Origin of the sequence: Vibrio sp. 10N.222.48.A3, assembly GCF_041475345.1 — a bacterium.
GTDB classification, from domain to species: Bacteria; Pseudomonadota; Gammaproteobacteria; order Enterobacterales; family Vibrionaceae; genus Vibrio; species Vibrio tasmaniensis_A.
The window spans coordinates 1-1,118 of record NZ_JBFRVX010001359.1 but is presented as its reverse complement, the minus strand read 5'-3'; the positions used below and the strand labels follow the sequence as shown (position 1 = coordinate 1,118).

General features: G+C 44.1%; 2 protein-coding genes. Both read left to right on the top strand.

Annotated elements, in window-relative coordinates; all coding sequences use genetic code 11:
* Positions 1-357, top strand: a 357-nt coding sequence (locus tag AB4653_RS26330; protein WP_372105701.1) for a LysR substrate-binding domain-containing protein, incomplete at its 5' end; no start/stop codon positions are given.
* 100 nt (positions 358-457) lie between these two features.
* Positions 458-1,118 (top strand): efflux RND transporter periplasmic adaptor subunit (locus AB4653_RS26325; RefSeq protein WP_372105700.1); only part of this gene is annotated, 661 nt, incomplete at its 3' end.

Below are 1,118 nucleotides of genomic sequence, written 5' to 3'. Positions count from 1 at the left end.
GGCAAGCCTTCAAGCCTAAGAGAGCTCACTAATTACCCATTTGTTTGCTTCAGGTGGCCAAGTGGGGACATCGATAAAGAATGGGACATCAAAGATCACACCATCAAAGTAGAACCTTCGGTCGTCAGTGACAGCATTGGCTTTGTTAAAGGCGGTGTTATTCGACATAGAGGTATCGCGTTGTTACCAGAACTTTTGGTGCGACATCAGCTCAAAGACGGTAGCTTGATTAACCTATTCCCCGACGACAATCTTCAAAAAGAAGAAGCATGGTTGCTCTACCCTCAGCGTAAAGCGTTAAGCCATTCAGCACAGCTTTTGATTGATTTTCTATTACAAGAACTTCCGAAACTCTAACTATTGTAATGAATATTGTGACAGTGTTTCACGAGCAGGCTAGATTATCCTAACGAAATAGAAAGATAGAATCGCTTCATAAATTCAAGAGGAGCAATCCATGAAGCCTATCTTTCAACATTCATCTATTTTTCAACGTTCGTCTACTTTTCAACAGACACCTATATTCAAATATACAGTCATTGCACTAAGCTTAACCGCCCTGTTTGGCTGTAATGACTCAGAGGCGACTGCGCCTCAAAAACAAGCTCGACCAATTCAAGTGATTCAACTTGAACCTCTTTCACATACGGCTGAAAAGTCTTTTACTGGCAAGATACAATCATCGGAAACGGCTGGCGTTGCGTTTCGTGTGCCTGGCACTATTCAAAATATGATGGTCTCTGTTGGTGATTCAGTAAAGAAAGGCCAACCCCTTGCGCAACTAGACCCTCATGACTATCAAGTCGCGTTAGAAGAGTTACAAGCACGAGCCCTTGAAGCTAAATCTGCACACAAATTGGCGACATCCGAACTTGTACGAGTAAAACAAGCCATCGCTGATAATGCGATTGCCGATGTTAACCTAGACCGTGCAATCAGCGGGTACGAGCGAAGTGAAGCGGCGGTTAAAGTCGTAGAACAGAATATACGCCGTGCGAAAGATTCGATTCGTTATACCCAATTGCTCGCCCCTTTCGATGGTGTGGTTGCGGCATCAAATTTTGACCAGTACGAACAAGTAATGCCGGGCATCTCGGTGTTCACAATCCACAATCCAG